The sequence below is a fragment of the Desulfobacteraceae bacterium genome, assembly GCA_022340425.1.
Lineage (GTDB): Bacteria > Desulfobacterota > Desulfobacteria > Desulfobacterales > JAABRJ01 > JAABRJ01.
Genome location: JAJDNY010000199.1, coordinates 1 through 12,666 on the forward strand (window position 1 = coordinate 1; position 12,666 = coordinate 12,666).

The 12,666-nt window shown below is 62.7% G+C and carries 14 protein-coding genes; 5 read left to right on the forward strand and 9 right to left on the reverse strand.

The window, feature by feature from the left end; all coding sequences use genetic code 11:
• The coding region (locus tag LJE63_17105; protein MCG6908325.1) for an ABC transporter ATP-binding protein at nucleotides 1-1,206 on the forward strand (1,206 nt) is incomplete at its 5' end.
• Nucleotides 1,207-1,375: 169 nt separating this feature from the next.
• Here LJE63_17105 and LJE63_17110 read toward each other — a convergent pair.
• Nucleotides 1,376-1,699: a hypothetical protein gene (locus LJE63_17110; GenBank protein MCG6908326.1), complete on the reverse strand. Its 324-nt coding sequence runs from the start codon at nucleotides 1,697-1,699 to the stop codon at nucleotides 1,376-1,378.
• Nucleotides 1,700-2,122: 423 nt separating this feature from the next.
• Between LJE63_17110 and LJE63_17115 the strand changes: the two genes are divergently transcribed.
• Entirely contained in the window at nucleotides 2,123-2,608 is a 486-nt protein-coding gene (locus tag LJE63_17115; protein ID MCG6908327.1) for a GNAT family N-acetyltransferase, read from the forward strand.
• A gap of 80 nt (nucleotides 2,609-2,688) precedes the next feature.
• Nucleotides 2,689-3,369: an MBL fold metallo-hydrolase gene (locus LJE63_17120; GenBank protein MCG6908328.1), complete on the forward strand. Its 681-nt coding sequence runs from the start codon at nucleotides 2,689-2,691 to the stop codon at nucleotides 3,367-3,369.
• A 12-nt stretch (nucleotides 3,370-3,381) separates the two neighbouring features.
• On the opposite strand, the gene LJE63_17125 is transcribed toward LJE63_17120, so the two are convergent.
• The 8 genes from LJE63_17125 to LJE63_17160 form a co-directional block, all read right to left on the reverse strand.
• The gene (locus tag LJE63_17125; protein MCG6908329.1) at nucleotides 3,382-3,747 is read right to left on the reverse strand and encodes a hypothetical protein; all 366 of its coding nucleotides are present in this window, start codon (nucleotides 3,745-3,747) and stop codon (nucleotides 3,382-3,384) included.
• Between the two features lie 124 nt (nucleotides 3,748-3,871).
• Complete coding sequence (locus LJE63_17130) at nucleotides 3,872-4,372, reverse strand: hypothetical protein (protein ID MCG6908330.1); 501 nt, start codon at nucleotides 4,370-4,372, stop codon at nucleotides 3,872-3,874.
• A 245-nt stretch (nucleotides 4,373-4,617) separates the two neighbouring features.
• A complete protein-coding gene (locus tag LJE63_17135; protein MCG6908331.1) occupies nucleotides 4,618-5,484 on the reverse strand; it encodes an alkaline phosphatase family protein in 867 nt (288 codons plus the stop codon).
• Nucleotides 5,414-6,304 carry an ABC transporter permease gene (locus tag LJE63_17140; protein MCG6908332.1) on the reverse strand — a complete coding sequence of 297 codons (891 nt, stop codon included), beginning with the start codon at nucleotides 6,302-6,304 and terminating at the stop codon, nucleotides 5,414-5,416. Before LJE63_17140 ends, LJE63_17135 begins: the two co-directional genes overlap by 71 nt.
• Nucleotides 6,301-7,194 (reverse strand): ABC transporter permease, encoded by an 894-nt coding sequence (locus tag LJE63_17145; GenBank protein ID MCG6908333.1) that lies wholly within the window; start codon nucleotides 7,192-7,194, stop codon nucleotides 6,301-6,303. Before LJE63_17145 ends, LJE63_17140 begins: the two co-directional genes overlap by 4 nt.
• Nucleotides 7,187-8,278: an ABC transporter ATP-binding protein gene (locus LJE63_17150; protein MCG6908334.1), complete on the reverse strand. Its 1,092-nt coding sequence runs from the start codon at nucleotides 8,276-8,278 to the stop codon at nucleotides 7,187-7,189. The genes LJE63_17145 and LJE63_17150 overlap by 8 nt, the downstream gene beginning before the upstream one ends.
• A 130-nt stretch (nucleotides 8,279-8,408) precedes the next feature.
• A complete protein-coding gene (locus tag LJE63_17155; GenBank protein ID MCG6908335.1) occupies nucleotides 8,409-9,575 on the reverse strand; it encodes an extracellular solute-binding protein in 1,167 nt (388 codons plus the stop codon).
• Nucleotides 9,576-9,819: 244 nt separating this feature from the next.
• Entirely contained in the window at nucleotides 9,820-10,416 is a 597-nt protein-coding gene (locus LJE63_17160) for a hypothetical protein (protein MCG6908336.1), read from the reverse strand.
• 255 nt (nucleotides 10,417-10,671) lie between these two features.
• Here LJE63_17160 and phnC point away from each other — a divergent pair, with 255 nt between their 5' ends.
• Nucleotides 10,672-11,520 carry a phosphonate ABC transporter ATP-binding protein gene (gene phnC, locus LJE63_17165; protein ID MCG6908337.1) on the forward strand — a complete coding sequence of 283 codons (849 nt, stop codon included), beginning with the start codon at nucleotides 10,672-10,674 and terminating at the stop codon, nucleotides 11,518-11,520.
• A gap of 89 nt (nucleotides 11,521-11,609) precedes the next feature.
• Nucleotides 11,610-12,623 (forward strand): phosphonate ABC transporter substrate-binding protein, encoded by a 1,014-nt coding sequence (gene phnD / locus LJE63_17170; protein ID MCG6908338.1) that lies wholly within the window; start codon nucleotides 11,610-11,612, stop codon nucleotides 12,621-12,623.
• Nucleotides 12,624-12,666: the final 43 nt, after the last annotated feature.

A 12,666-nucleotide genomic window follows, 5' to 3' on the forward strand; every position in this document is an offset into this window, starting at 1 on the left:
TATCGGCAGCTTGGCCTGCCGGACCCGGAGACCATCGGCTACCGCTATCCCCACCAGGTCTCCGGGGGGCAGTTGCAGCGCGCCATGGTGGCCATGGCCATGGCCACCGACCCGGATATCATCATCTTCGACGAGCCCACCACGGCTCTGGACGTGACCACCCAGATCGAGGTCCTGGCCGCCATCAAGAACGTCATCCAGCAGCTCAACACGGCCGCCATCTATATCACCCACGATCTGGCGGTGGTGGCTCAGCTGGCCGACCGCATCATGGTCCTGCGCCACGGCAACCTGGTGGAAGAGGGCGCGGCCCGAGAGATGCTGGAAAACCCGCAGAAGGAATACACCCGCCGGCTGCTGTCGGTGCGAGGTCTGCGCGAGGACAAGGCTCAGGCCGCCGCAGACCGCGACGTGATCCTGGACGTTCAGAACGTCTCCGCCAGCTACGTCAAGGGCGTCAACATCGTGGAAGACATCAACCTCAGGATACGACGGCGCAAAACCGTGGCCGTCGTGGGGGAATCCGGCAGCGGCAAGACCACCGTGGCCCGGGTGATCACCGGCCTGCTGCCAGCGCACCAGGGTAAAATCGTTTTTGACGGTCAGGAGCTCTCGCCGGATCTGCAGTCGCGAAAGCGCGAAAGCCTCCAGCGCCTGCAGATGATCTACCAGATGCCGGACGTGGCGCTCAACCCGCGCCAGAAGATCCGCAAGATCATCGGGCGGCCGCTGGCCTTCTACTTCGGCATCGGCGGCCGAAAAGCCCTGGAGCGGATCCAGGAGCTGCTGCGTCTGGTGGAGCTGCCCGAAAACTATGCCGATCGCTACCCCTCGGAGCTTTCCGGGGGCGAAAAGCAGCGTATCTGCATCGCCCGGGCGCTGGCCGCCAACCCCGACCTGGTGATTTGCGACGAGATCACCTCGGCGCTGGACCAGCTGGTGGCCGAGGGCATTCTGAAACTGCTGCAGAACCTTCAGAACGATCTGGGGGTTTCCTATCTTTTCATCACCCACGACCTGGCGACGGTCAAGGCCATCGCCGACGAGATCGTGGTTATGCTAAACGGCCGTATCGTGGAGCAGGGCGCCAAGGGTGAGATCCTCAGGCCGCCTCACCACGAGTACACCGAACTGCTGCTCTCCTCGGTGCCGGAAATGGATCCCGACTGGCTGGACAACCTTCTGGAGGAACGCACCACCAACTGACCCGGCCCATCGCCCGCTGGGAAAAATTACGTCCGCTGGATGACCGGCGCGGCATCCAAATAGAAAGGAGCGGCACCCGCGGGTGCCGCTCCTTTTTCACGCTGGGCGAAGGCACGGCCGCAGACCGCGCAATAACGGTCGCCGCAGTGGACTTCGTCTGGGGCCCGAATCAGCGCAGGGCTGAGCGGGGGGCTTTGCCGGCGAGGGGGTTGTAGAGCTTCATGATCGCGAATTTCATCACATCCAGGGTTTTCATGTCCGATACAATGCCGACCAGCTTCTCCTCGGCATCCGGCGGCAGCACGCAGGCCTTGGTGGCGTCAAAGGTCAGGTCCGGAAAGCCTTTGACCAGCTTTTTCTGGTCTTTGGCGGTCATCGGCACCTGGATCGCCTGCTTGCCTCCGATCTCTACGGCCTTGTCCGCCAAACCGGCGGCCTCGATCTTCTTGAGTTTGGCATCATCCAAAAAGACATTGATAAAGAAATCCGACATGTTTTTTCCTCCCGTTGTGATTGGCTGAAATTAAAGGTAAAGGCCCCAAACCGTCCAATTCCCTATTCGAGACGGCGGGGGGTGTCAAGCCAAGAATTCCCCCGATGGCGGGAGAAATTAAAATCGTGTGCCATTGTAAACGATAGGTGTGCGCCCGCGGCCGACCGGTTGCGCCGGTTTGATGGAGGCCTGCGGGATCGTACCGGCTCCTTTCTCCAGAGCGCAGTGAAGCTTTTCCATCTTGCAATGAACGGAAAAATATTTCAAGAATAAATGACTCGTTGGCCCCGCCGCTTCAGGCCGCCGCGCCGGGGATGGGCCCGTTTGGCGGTCCTGCGAGCCTGCAGCCAGCGCTTTGGCGCCTGACCCAAAGCGCGCCAAGGGAGCGCAAAAATCGAAACGGATATCAAGATAACGGGGCCCGTGCCCGGCGCCTGTGCGCGCATCGCCGCCTTGCATGCGGACTATTACGGCCGCAACTGGGGTTTCGGCGCGGTTTTCAAAGAGACCATCACCGACGGCGTGACCGCTTTCCTGGAGCGCTTCGACCCGCGGCGGGACGGTTTTTGGACGGTCTGCGTGAAGGGGGAGGTGGTGGGGGCCATCGCCATCGATGCTATTCACGCCGAAAGCGAAGGGGCGCACCTGCGCTGGTTTATTCTCAGCGAAGACCTGCGGGGCCGCGGCCTGGGCAACCGCCTGCTCTCCCTGGCGATCGCCTTTTGCCGCGAGCGGGGCTACGGGCGCGTCTACCTGTGGACCTTCGAAGGCCTGCTGGCGGCCCGGCACCTCTATCAAAAATATGGCTTCCGCCTCGTAGAGGCGCGACCGGGCAGCCAGTGGGGCCTGGAGGTGATGGAGCAGCGGTTCGTTCTGGATCTGACGGTCAGCCCGCCCAACCCCCCATAGGCCGCCGCGCACCTCGGGCTTGGGTCGGTTTTCGTGGCCGCGAGCGGCAGCAATGAAACTTCAAAAGCCGGGGTAAAACTGTGCAAATCATCGAAGATATCTGGCAGGTGGGCGGCGAGGGCCTGACGGCGCCGGGCGATGCGGCCGTCTATCTGGTCCGCTTCGGCCCTCAGGCGGCGCTGATCGACGCCGGCTGCGGGCCGGGCCATCAGCGGCTGGTGGAAAACGTGTTCGCCTGCCTGCCGCCCGGCACGGCTGTTACCCACCTGCTGCTGACCCACTGCCACTTCGACCACAGCGGCGGCGCTGCGGTCCTTCGCGAGCACTACGGCTGCCGCATCATTGCCCACGCCAAAGACGCCGCCTTCCTGGAGGCGGGCGACGACCGGGTCACCGCCGCCGCCTGGTACGGCGCCCGCATGCGGCCGTTGACCGTCGATCACCGGATCACGGCCAGTCGGGAAACCATCGCTGTCGGCGACGGCATGCTGACCGCCCACCACTGCCCCGGCCACTCCCCCGGATCGCTGGTCTTCACCACCCGCCGCCACGGGCGGACCGTGCTCTTTGCCCAGGACGTCCACGGCCCGCTGCACCCCTCCCTGCTTTCGGATGCCGCCCAATACCGCGATTCGCTCCGGTACCTGCTGGAACTGGAAGCCGACATCCTCTGCGAGGGCCACTTCGGCGTCCACCAGGGGCGCGTGGCCGTCAAGAATTTCATTCGCCGCTATCTCCATGCGACCGACCAGGGCCTTTGAGGTTTCAAGCCGTCACTGCGGGGGAAATGCGCACGGCCCGAAACGACCGACAGCCGCCCCCTGGGGGGGTGTCCATCGGGGGGCGCCGCTGGGTGGCATGTCGCTGGCCGGTTGGACGGGTTTTGGAATCTTTGAGGGGGTTTTCAACCCTTTCGTGTCGTCGCCGGCGCGCTTTGGAGAAGCATCGTGTTCCTGATGGATTATCCTTTGCCAGCGATCGCCATATCCGCGGCCTGTTTCACCGATGCCCATCTGTCTGGCCCAGATTCGGACCGCTTTTGTGGCCAGGCCCTGGGAAATGGCCCAGGCCTCGAAGAAGTTTTCCAAGGACTTTTTTTGAAGATCGATGAAAACCCTTGCCATTAACGCCGCATCCATGGCGCACTCCTTTCGGGCAGACCTTTTTAGGGGTCCAAATTGCTCAGTTTACCGGCTATCCACCGGGATAAGATTGTTTTCTTGAAAAAGGCCACCGTCCCAAGCCAGGGCGCGGGTCCTGCCGTTACACCACGTTACCCAACAAAAAACGCACGAGCGCCGCTTGAATGCATTCCGGAAGGGTTTCCATGTGGTGGCGGCAGTCCGGGCAAAAAAGCAGCCCGCTTCCGGGATGCCGAAACAGTTCGTCGGCGCCCCTTTGTTCACAAAAATCGCAGGCCCGGCCGGCAGCGGAAACAATCGGCCCACAGGCGAAGGCCCTCCTTGGGGTGAATTCCACACCAATGCCATAACGCGGGGCTTCATCGTTCGCCACCTGATCGCACCATTTAACCCTGGCCCTGAGACCATCATCGGGGTCGGTTTCAACCCCGCTAGGGTAATGCCCCATGACTTTTATGGACAGAACCGATTGGGGGGGCAGGGGAGCGTCCGCTTCAAAATACATTCCGTCCGGACAGCTGTTGAGCATGACGCCGCGGCGATAGCCTCTGGCACCGCCGCCAGATAGAACCGGCACCCGGTCGGACTTCCGGGTGAATTTTCTTCCCGTCGGGGTGGTCATTTCGCCAACTCGCCTCCAATCCCGTTTTGCGCTTGGATGTCAAAAGTCCGCCGGCGCCTGTCTTTGCACCGCGGAAGGTATTTGAGGGCTTTTGTCCCATAAAAAGATGAAATCAAAATTAGGTTTGGGTTGGTTTTTCGTTTTGGCTGGGCTCGCGACACACTTTTTTAAAGGGCAGGCCACGGGGAATTGTCCGCGATGGGGACTCTGAACCGACCTGGGGCGGTTCGAAATCGATTAGCGCTTCAGGCGGCCCGGGGGTCACCCGTCACCCGCGGCCGCGGGGGCTCGTCGCTGGCCCCGTCACGACGAGGGCTCATGATTTCGGACAACGGTTGCCCGATCCAGCTGTAATGCGGCTGGATCCCCAGCAGATGGGCGATGGTGGGCGCCGTATCCAGGATGCTGACCGGCGCCGCGATGCGGTGCCCGGGACGCACATCGGGCCCCCAGGCGATCCATGGGATGGTCAGGTTCTCGGGGGTGGCCTCCTGGTGGTGGGTTCCGGACCCGCCGTGGTCGCTTTGCAGGATGATGTGGGTTGCGCCGGTCATGCCCGCCTCGTCCAGCGCGGCTTTCAGGGTGCCGACGGCCCGGTCGGCTGCCGAGAGGGCATCGAAATAGGCCGGCGACATCCAGCCGGCCGCGTGACCGGCCTGGTCGACGCCCTCGAGGTAGACAAAGAGAAGCGCCGGCTTGAAACTGACCAGACAGGCCGCCGCGGCCCGGGCGAGGTGGAGATCGCCATCGGCGCGCTGCAGGGTGTTGAGGTAATAAACGAAATCCAGGGCTTCGGGGGGCGCGAGGTTTCTCAGGTGCTCCCAGCTGTAGACCGCCGCGGTGAACAGGCCGTTGTACTTGGCCACCTCGAAAAGGCCGGCGGTTGCTGGCGATGGATGGGGCCGGCCGGTGTTGGTCAGCACATTGTGGCCGATGGGCTTCTGAGAGGTGAAAAGTGAGTAATGGGCCGGCAGGGTGAGCGACGGCGACACGGTTTCAGCGCTCATGGAAGCCGCGCCGGCGGCCGCCAGGGCATCGATGTTAGGCGTGGCGCCGCGCTGCAGGGCGTCCGGACGGCAGCCGTCGATGAGGATCAGAATGACGTGGGGCATCTGTTTTTTTGCTCCGCATGAATTTCAGGCGACCTTCCCGGACCCGGCAGTACTCGTAGAGCACGGCTCCGGCAACGGTCAGGGTGATAAATATCACGGCCAGGGCGTTCATGGCCGGGCTGATGAAGACCCGCAGCTTGGTGCCGATGTAAATGGGCAAGGTCTGCTGGAAGCCGATCGCAAACAGCGTGGTGTTGTAGTTCTCAAAAGACTGCATGAAGGCCAGAACCGCCGAAGATACCAAGGCCGGCCTGAGGAATGGCAGGGTGATTTTTAGAAAGACCTGCAGATGGGTCCCCCCCAAATCAAAGGCGGCCTCCTCCTGGGTGCGGTCAAACCGCTGCAACCGGGCCATAATCAGCAGCATGCAGTAGGCGCTGATGAAAGTGGCCTGTCCCATGACGGCCGTCCAGAGGCCGCCGCTGACGTGGAACCATCGGTCCCAGAAAAGAAAGGTCGAGATGCCCAGAATGATGCCCGGCGTCAGGATGGGGGAGACCAGGAGGGCGTAGCAGACGTCCCGGGCCCGGAAATGCAGGCGGGTCAGAAACAGCGCGCCCGCCAGCCCGATGGGGACTGCGATGGCGACCACGGCGCCGCCGACGACAAAGCTGTTTTGCAGGGCCGGCCACAATTGGTCGTCGGCATACAGGTGCCGAAACCATTTCAGGGTGAATCCCTCCCAGGGGGTAACCTGGGGGATGCTGCTGCGGTTGAAGGCCACGATGCCCATGAACAGCAGCGGAAGGAAAAGGTAGGTGAAGAACAGGGTAATGTAGGCGGCGCTGGTGAAGCGACGGACCGTGCGGCTGGACATCATTGGGCGAGCTCTTCCAGCCTGAGCCGAAACACCTTCAGCATCAGAAAAACGAATGCCAGGCAGAGGCCGGCCAGCACGGTGGCATAGGCCGCGCCCTGGTTCCAGTTGGCGGTTTCGAAATTGGTATAGATGATTTCGGTGAACCAGAAACTGCTCGGGCTGCCCAGGAGCTGCGGGGCGGCGATGGAGCCGGCCGCCAGCATGAAGGTCATGATGCACCCGACGGCAATGCCGGGCTTGGCATGCGGGATGACGATATCCCGGTGGATCCTCGCCCGGGACGCTCCCAGGTCCCGGGCCGCCTCCAGCTGGTGGCGATCGAGGCTCTCCATGGCGTTGTAAAGTGGAAAGATCATGAAAAGCACATAGGCATATGCCATTCCGAGGATCACGGCGCCGTTTCCGGCGCGGAAGTTTACGGGCTCGGCGATCACACCGAGCTGCATCAGCAGGTGGTTGAAGAGCCCCCGGTCGGCCAAAATCAGCTGCCAGGCGAACAGGCGCAGCAGCTCGTTGATCCAGTAGGGGATGATCAGCCCGATCATCAGCCACCTGCGCGGGGCGGCCCGGGCGACCTTGGCAAGGTGAAACGATATCGGGTAGCAGATCACCAGGGCAGCCAGGGTGACGACGATGCTCGACCAGATGGTTTTGAGGAAAATGGTTCGGTGCAGCCCGTTGGCCAAAAGTTGGCCGTAGTTCTTCAGGGTCCAGACGTCTTTGGGCCCCCCGAGCTCCCGCAAAGGCAGCAGCGGCCGGAGGGAAAAGTCGATCATAATCAGCTGCGGGACGAGAATCATGAAGAGCAGCCACACCCCGAGGGCGACCACCACATAGGCCCACCCGATGGGCCCGAAGGCCCGTAGGCCCTCTCGCCAGAGCCTAACCATCGGCGCACTCTCCGGACGGGAAGAGCAGGGCGTTTTCCGGTTTGAAGCCGATGCGGATATTTCCGCCGGCGGTCGCGGCCCACCCCTGGCCGTCGTTGTTGCAGCGCATGGTCAGGGTCTCGCCGCCGCGGGTTTTCAGGCGAATGGTGGTATACGCACCTTCGAAGCTGCGGCCGATGACGGTGCACTCCAGGGTGTTGGCGCCGTCGGGCGTCTGGTCCGCGACGAAAATGGCCTCGGGGCGCACGAAGGCGGTGCTCTTCGCCCCGTGGCCGAGGCCGGCGGGGTTTTGCCCGATGATCCGGCCCGAAGGGGTGTCGATCGAGGCTGCGCCGTTTTCAACCCCCGCGACGGTGCCGCACAGCCGGTTGGCCTCACCGACAAACGACGCCACGAAGGCGCTGCGGGGGGCGTTGTAGATCTTTTCCGGCGCGTCCACCTGCTCCAGCCGCCCCACCGACATCACCCCCACGCGGTCCGACATGGTGAAAGCCTCGCCCTGGTCGTGGGTGATATAGACAAAGGTCACGGCGGTTCGCCGCTGAATCTCCCGCAGGGCCAGACGCATATGCTTGCGCAGCTTCAGGTCCAGGGCCGAGAGCGGTTCGTCCAGGAGAAGGACGGCCGGCGCCACGGCCAGCGCCCGTGCGATGGCGACCCGCTGCTTCTGCCCGCCGGAGAGAGCGCTCACCGGGCTGTCCCCCGCGCCGGGGAGGTCGACCAGCTCCAGCAGGGCCGCCACCTTCTTTTCTCTTTCGGCTCGCCCAACCCCCCGGACTTCGAGACCGAAGCCGATATTTTGGGCCACGCTCATGAGCGGGAAAAGCGCGAGGTTCTGAAAGATCATGGCGGTGGGACGCCTGTTGGGGCCGATGCCCCGCATGTTGCGGCCGTCGATCCGGATCTCGCCCGCAGACGGCTCCATGAAGCCCGAGATGAGGCGCAGGAGCGTGGTTTTGCCGCACCCCGAAGGCCCGAGGAAACTGAAGAACTCCCCGGCCTGGATGTGGACGCGGATGTCACGGACGGCATCCACATCGCCGAAGCGCATGCTCACGTTGGCAATCTCTACATCCTGCCCCATCAACCCACCCCTGCGGGAGCGCCTTGGGCCGGCGTTCGCCGGACGGGAATCAGCTTCCCGCCGGCCGCCACGACGCTTTGGGCGGTCCCCCCTATTTCAGGCTGGATTCCCCCTGAACCGTCGCGGCCCATCAGGCCGCTTGGAACCTGTCCCGGTACTCCGTGCGCGCCGGCACGAACCATGCGGGCTCGGACACGTACCACCACAGGTTATCCAGGGCGTCTTGGGGATAAGCCTCGGCGAAGTTCTTTTTGGTCGCCTCGTCCAGGAGGTCGCTGGCCCCTTTGACCACGCTGTTGTAGCCGGTGGATTTGGCCATGATCGCGCCGGCCTCGGGGGTGTAGGCCCAGTTGATGAAGGCATAGGCCTGCTCGAGATTCTCCGCGTTCTTGACGATGCCAATGGAGTCCACCCAGGTCAGGGCCCCTTCCTTGGGTGCCATGTAGGAGACCGGTTTGCCCTCCTTTTTGAGAGTCAGGATCGGGCCGTCCCAGGTCTGGCCGATGGCGCAGGCGTTCTGGAGAAACGCCAGCTGATGGTCCTGGGCGTTGTTCCAGAACATCTTGACGTTTTGCTTGTGGGCGACGAGGAACTTCAGGATTTCATCATAGACCCGGCGCATCTTCTCCTCGGACCGATAGGTGTCGTACATCCGGTCGGAGGGCAGCCGGCCGGTGGCATCCAGATGGAGCCCCGCACCGATGAAGACCGAGTGGGGGCGGCAGGTGACCTTACCGACAAATTCAGGCGCCCACATCGTGCCGTAGGACAACTCGCCGTATTTGGGGGTGAGCAGCTCCGTGTTCCAGGCGATGGCTTCCGTTCCCCAGTCGTAGGGCAGCCCGACCCGCTTGCCACCGATCACGCCGCCGAGCTTTTTAGATTTCTCATAGAAGGCGGGTTCCAGATTGTTCAGGTTCGGTATCCGGCTCTCGTCGATTTCCCGGTACAATTCGTATTCCATGTGCAGTTCATACTCGGTCAGAGACGGCTGGGCGATATCGAACCCGCTGGCGCGGGCCGCCCGAAGCTTGTTCATGCACTCCTGATTGGTGCTGTAGTTGGTGACCTGCACCTTGATGCCGGTGGCCTTTTCAAAGGCCGCGATCACTTCGGGCTTGCTGTAGTCCGGCCATGTGAAGAGCTTCAACTCCCCTGACGAGGACCGGGCGTTGCGGATGAACCAGGGGCCCACGCCGGCCGCGGCGAAGGCGGCCGTCCCGGCCGCTGCCTGGTGGAGGAAGGTCCTTCGGGTGATGCCGGACGCTTCGGGGTGTTTTTTTTGCCTGCCGTTCATATCGCGCTCTCCTTGTTGATGTGTAAAAAGTGAAGGGGGGACAGACCGCCCCGCGGCGGTTCTGAAGCCGCGTCGGCGGCTGCTGCACCCCGTCACTTGGCTAGGGCCGGTGTGTTAGGGGATGATGAGTGGAAGAATAGAATTTGGTTGGCTGTCCAGGGCCTCCAGCGGCTGCCTGAAGCCGGCGGGCTTGCGGGGTTGGCGGGGGCATGCCGCGCCGACGTCTCGCGGCCAAGCCCCGCGGCTACCCGCCGACATGCGCCCTAAGCAGGGCGATTCCCATTTCGCGTGCCTTGAGGACCGTTTTGAGTTTGACCCCGCGCAGCTCCTCGCGGGTGTTCAGCAGGTTTTCCATGGCCGTGCGATACCGCAGATATTCTTCCTTGGCTGAGATGTGGGGCGTGACGGCCTCGGTGTGCAAAAAAGCGTCGATGGTCCGGTTCTTTCCGTTGCGGTTGCCCGCGGTCAGATCGACGCGGTCGTCGCCGCAGACCAGAAAACAGTGGATCATGGGCACGTAGGGCAGCAGAAAGGTATCCAGCAGCGCCTGGGTCCCGGTGACGAGGGCTTCGGTCATGGCGAAGATGCCGATGTGCTTGGCCACGGGCAGGCCCAGCTCCGATGCTAAAGCTGCGATGACGGCATGTTTGGTGGTGCAGCTGCCCTTTTCCTCCTTGAACAGAACCATCGGATCGTCGCGATCGGAGTTGTACCCGTAGGGCAGCCCCTGGACATAGGCGCAGGCGGCGTGAAAGCTCTGAACGCCGCGCGCCAGAAGGGCGGCCGCCATGGGGCCGGTGCCGTTGATCGATTTTTCAGGAAAGGTGTCGAAAGGGTTCATGCGCTGCGCTCCTTGAACTTCATCCCCCCCTTGCCTGCCGGTCGGCATCCCGACCGGACCGTGATCGTGCAGATCCTACCCCGGGAGTGTTAGGTCTTGATGAAGGCGCGCCGAAAAAAATGACCTTCCAGCTCCCCATCGCCGTTTCCGAAGCCGCACACAAAAAACAAACCCAGCGCTAATGCGGTTCTCACAGGCGGACCCTATGTTCACCGCCATCGCTGTTTTTGAAACCGCTTAGCCGAGGATTGCGCCATGACCGATTCGTCCCCAGCCGCCATCGAGATCGAGGCCGTGACTAAAACCTTTGGCTCCCGTCAGGCCCTGCGCAGGGTCAGCCTGCGAATCGCGGCCGGCGAAATGGTCGCTCTGATCGGACCTTCCGGGTCCGGGAAATCCACCCTGCTGCGGCATGTGTCGGGACTGCTGGCCGGCGACCGGGACTCGGGCAGCATTCGTATCTTCGGCCGCCAGGTTCAAAAAAACGGTTCGATATCCCCCGACGTCCGGCGTATCCGCTCCGAAGTCGGTTTCATCTTTCAGCAGTTCAATCTCGTGGGGCGCCTGCCGCTGTTGACCAACGTCATGGTCGGGATGCTGCCGCGGGTCGGCACCTGGCGAAGCCTGCTGGGCTGGTTCAGCCGGGAGGAAAAACGGCGCGCCATGGAGGCCCTGGACTGTGTGGGCCTGGCGGAATATGCCGCCCAGCGGGCCAGCACCCTTTCCGGCGGGCAGCAGCAGCGGGCGGCCATCGCCAGAGCGGTGGAGCAGCGCGCGCGCATCATTCTGGCCGACGAGCCGATCGCTTCGCTGGACCCCGAATCGGCCCGCATGGTGATGGAGTGCCTCACGGCCCTCAACCGCAACAACGGCGTGAGCGTCCTGGTGAGTTTGCACCAGGTTCAGTTTGCGCTTCAATACTGTCCCCGCTCCATCGCCATGAAAGAGGGGCGGATCGTGTTCGACGGGCCCAGCGAAGCGCTGACGGCCGCCGCGCTGCGCAATATTTACGGGTTGAAGTCGGCTGACTGCAACCTCGACGGCACCACACCCATAAAACTTGGTCTAACCGGTCACCGGCCGGTCTTGGCCGCCCGGGCCTGATCCCACGGCCGCGGCGCAAACCGGCCGCCACCCCTTTCCGATCCTCGGGGTTTGCCCATCAATCGCAATTTTGAAAGGAGAATAAGGAAATGAAAAGCGTTCTGCAGGCGTTGATCTTCGCTCTGATTGCCGTGCTGGCCTTTTCGGTCGGCACGCCCGCGGCGGCGGACGATCTCAAGGAAATCACCCTCGGCATCATCCCCACCGAGTCCAGCGCTTCCGCCATGACGGGCTTTGAGCCCTTCCGGGCCGATATGGAAAAGGCCCTGGGCATTCCGGTCAAGCTCTTCATGGCGCCGGATTACGCCGGCGTGATCGAGGCCATGCGCTTCAACAAGGTCCAGATCGCCTGGTTTGGCAACAAATCCGCCATCGAGGCCGTCAACCGCGCCGACGGCGAGGTGTTCGTGCAGACCGTGGACGTCACCGGCAACCCGGGCTACTGGTCGCTCATCGTGGTCCACAAGGACAGCCCCTTCCAGACCATCGAAGACATCATCCGCGACGGAAAGAACCTGACCTTCGGCAATGGCGACCCCAACAGCACATCCGGCTATCTCATTCCCACTTACTATATCTGGGGCCAGCACGGCATCGATCCGGCCAAGCACTTCAAGCTGGTGCGCAACGCCAACCATGAAACCAACCTGATGGCGGTGGCCAACAAGCAGGTGGACTTCGCCACCAACAATACCGAAAATTGGGACAAGTTCGCCAAGGCCCACCCCGACATGATCAAGAACGTGCGCATCATCTGGAAAAGCCCGCTGATTCCCAGCGATCCCATGGTGTGGCGCAAGGACCTCTCCAAAGAGTGGAAGAGCCGGATCAAGGGCTTTTTCCTGGCTTACGGCCGCATCGGCGCCGAGAAAGACAAGCAGCTGGCGGTGCTCAAGGGGATGAGCTCCGGGTGGGCCCCCTTCCCGGACTCCTCCAACCATCAGCTGCTGCCGATCATGGAGATTAACTTTGCCAAGGACAAGATGAAAATCCAGAACAGCGACGCCATGGCCGCCGAGGCGAAGACCCAGAAAATGGCCGAAATCGACCAGCACCTGGCGGAGATCCAGTCCTACAGCAAGCTCGTCGAGAAGTTCAATTAACCACCACCCCGCGGGAGCTCACCCCTTTCGGGGAGCTCCCGCA

What these genes read in the sequence shown, in the direction of transcription:
- LJE63_17110 (MCG6908326.1), bottom strand. Translation starts at nt 1,699, where the DNA reads ATGTCGGATTTCTTTATCAATGTCTTTTTGGATGATGCCAAACTCAAG.
- LJE63_17125 (MCG6908329.1), bottom strand. Translation starts at nt 3,747, where the DNA reads ATGGATGCGGCGTTAATGGCAAGGGTTTTCATCGATCTTCAAAAAAAG.
- LJE63_17130 (MCG6908330.1), bottom strand. Translation starts at nt 4,372, where the DNA reads ATGACCACCCCGACGGGAAGAAAATTCACCCGGAAGTCCGACCGGGTG.
- LJE63_17135 (MCG6908331.1), bottom strand. Translation starts at nt 5,484, where the DNA reads ATGCCCCACGTCATTCTGATCCTCATCGACGGCTGCCGTCCGGACGCC.
- LJE63_17140 (MCG6908332.1), bottom strand. Translation starts at nt 6,304, where the DNA reads ATGATGTCCAGCCGCACGGTCCGTCGCTTCACCAGCGCCGCCTACATT.
- LJE63_17145 (MCG6908333.1), bottom strand. Translation starts at nt 7,194, where the DNA reads ATGGTTAGGCTCTGGCGAGAGGGCCTACGGGCCTTCGGGCCCATCGGG.
- LJE63_17150 (MCG6908334.1), bottom strand. Translation starts at nt 8,278, where the DNA reads ATGGGGCAGGATGTAGAGATTGCCAACGTGAGCATGCGCTTCGGCGAT.
- LJE63_17155 (MCG6908335.1), bottom strand. Translation starts at nt 9,575, where the DNA reads ATGAACGGCAGGCAAAAAAAACACCCCGAAGCGTCCGGCATCACCCGA.
- LJE63_17160 (MCG6908336.1), bottom strand. Translation starts at nt 10,416, where the DNA reads ATGAACCCTTTCGACACCTTTCCTGAAAAATCGATCAACGGCACCGGC.
- phnC (MCG6908337.1), top strand. Translation starts at nt 10,672, where the DNA reads ATGACCGATTCGTCCCCAGCCGCCATCGAGATCGAGGCCGTGACTAAA.
- phnD (MCG6908338.1), top strand. Translation starts at nt 11,610, where the DNA reads ATGAAAAGCGTTCTGCAGGCGTTGATCTTCGCTCTGATTGCCGTGCTG.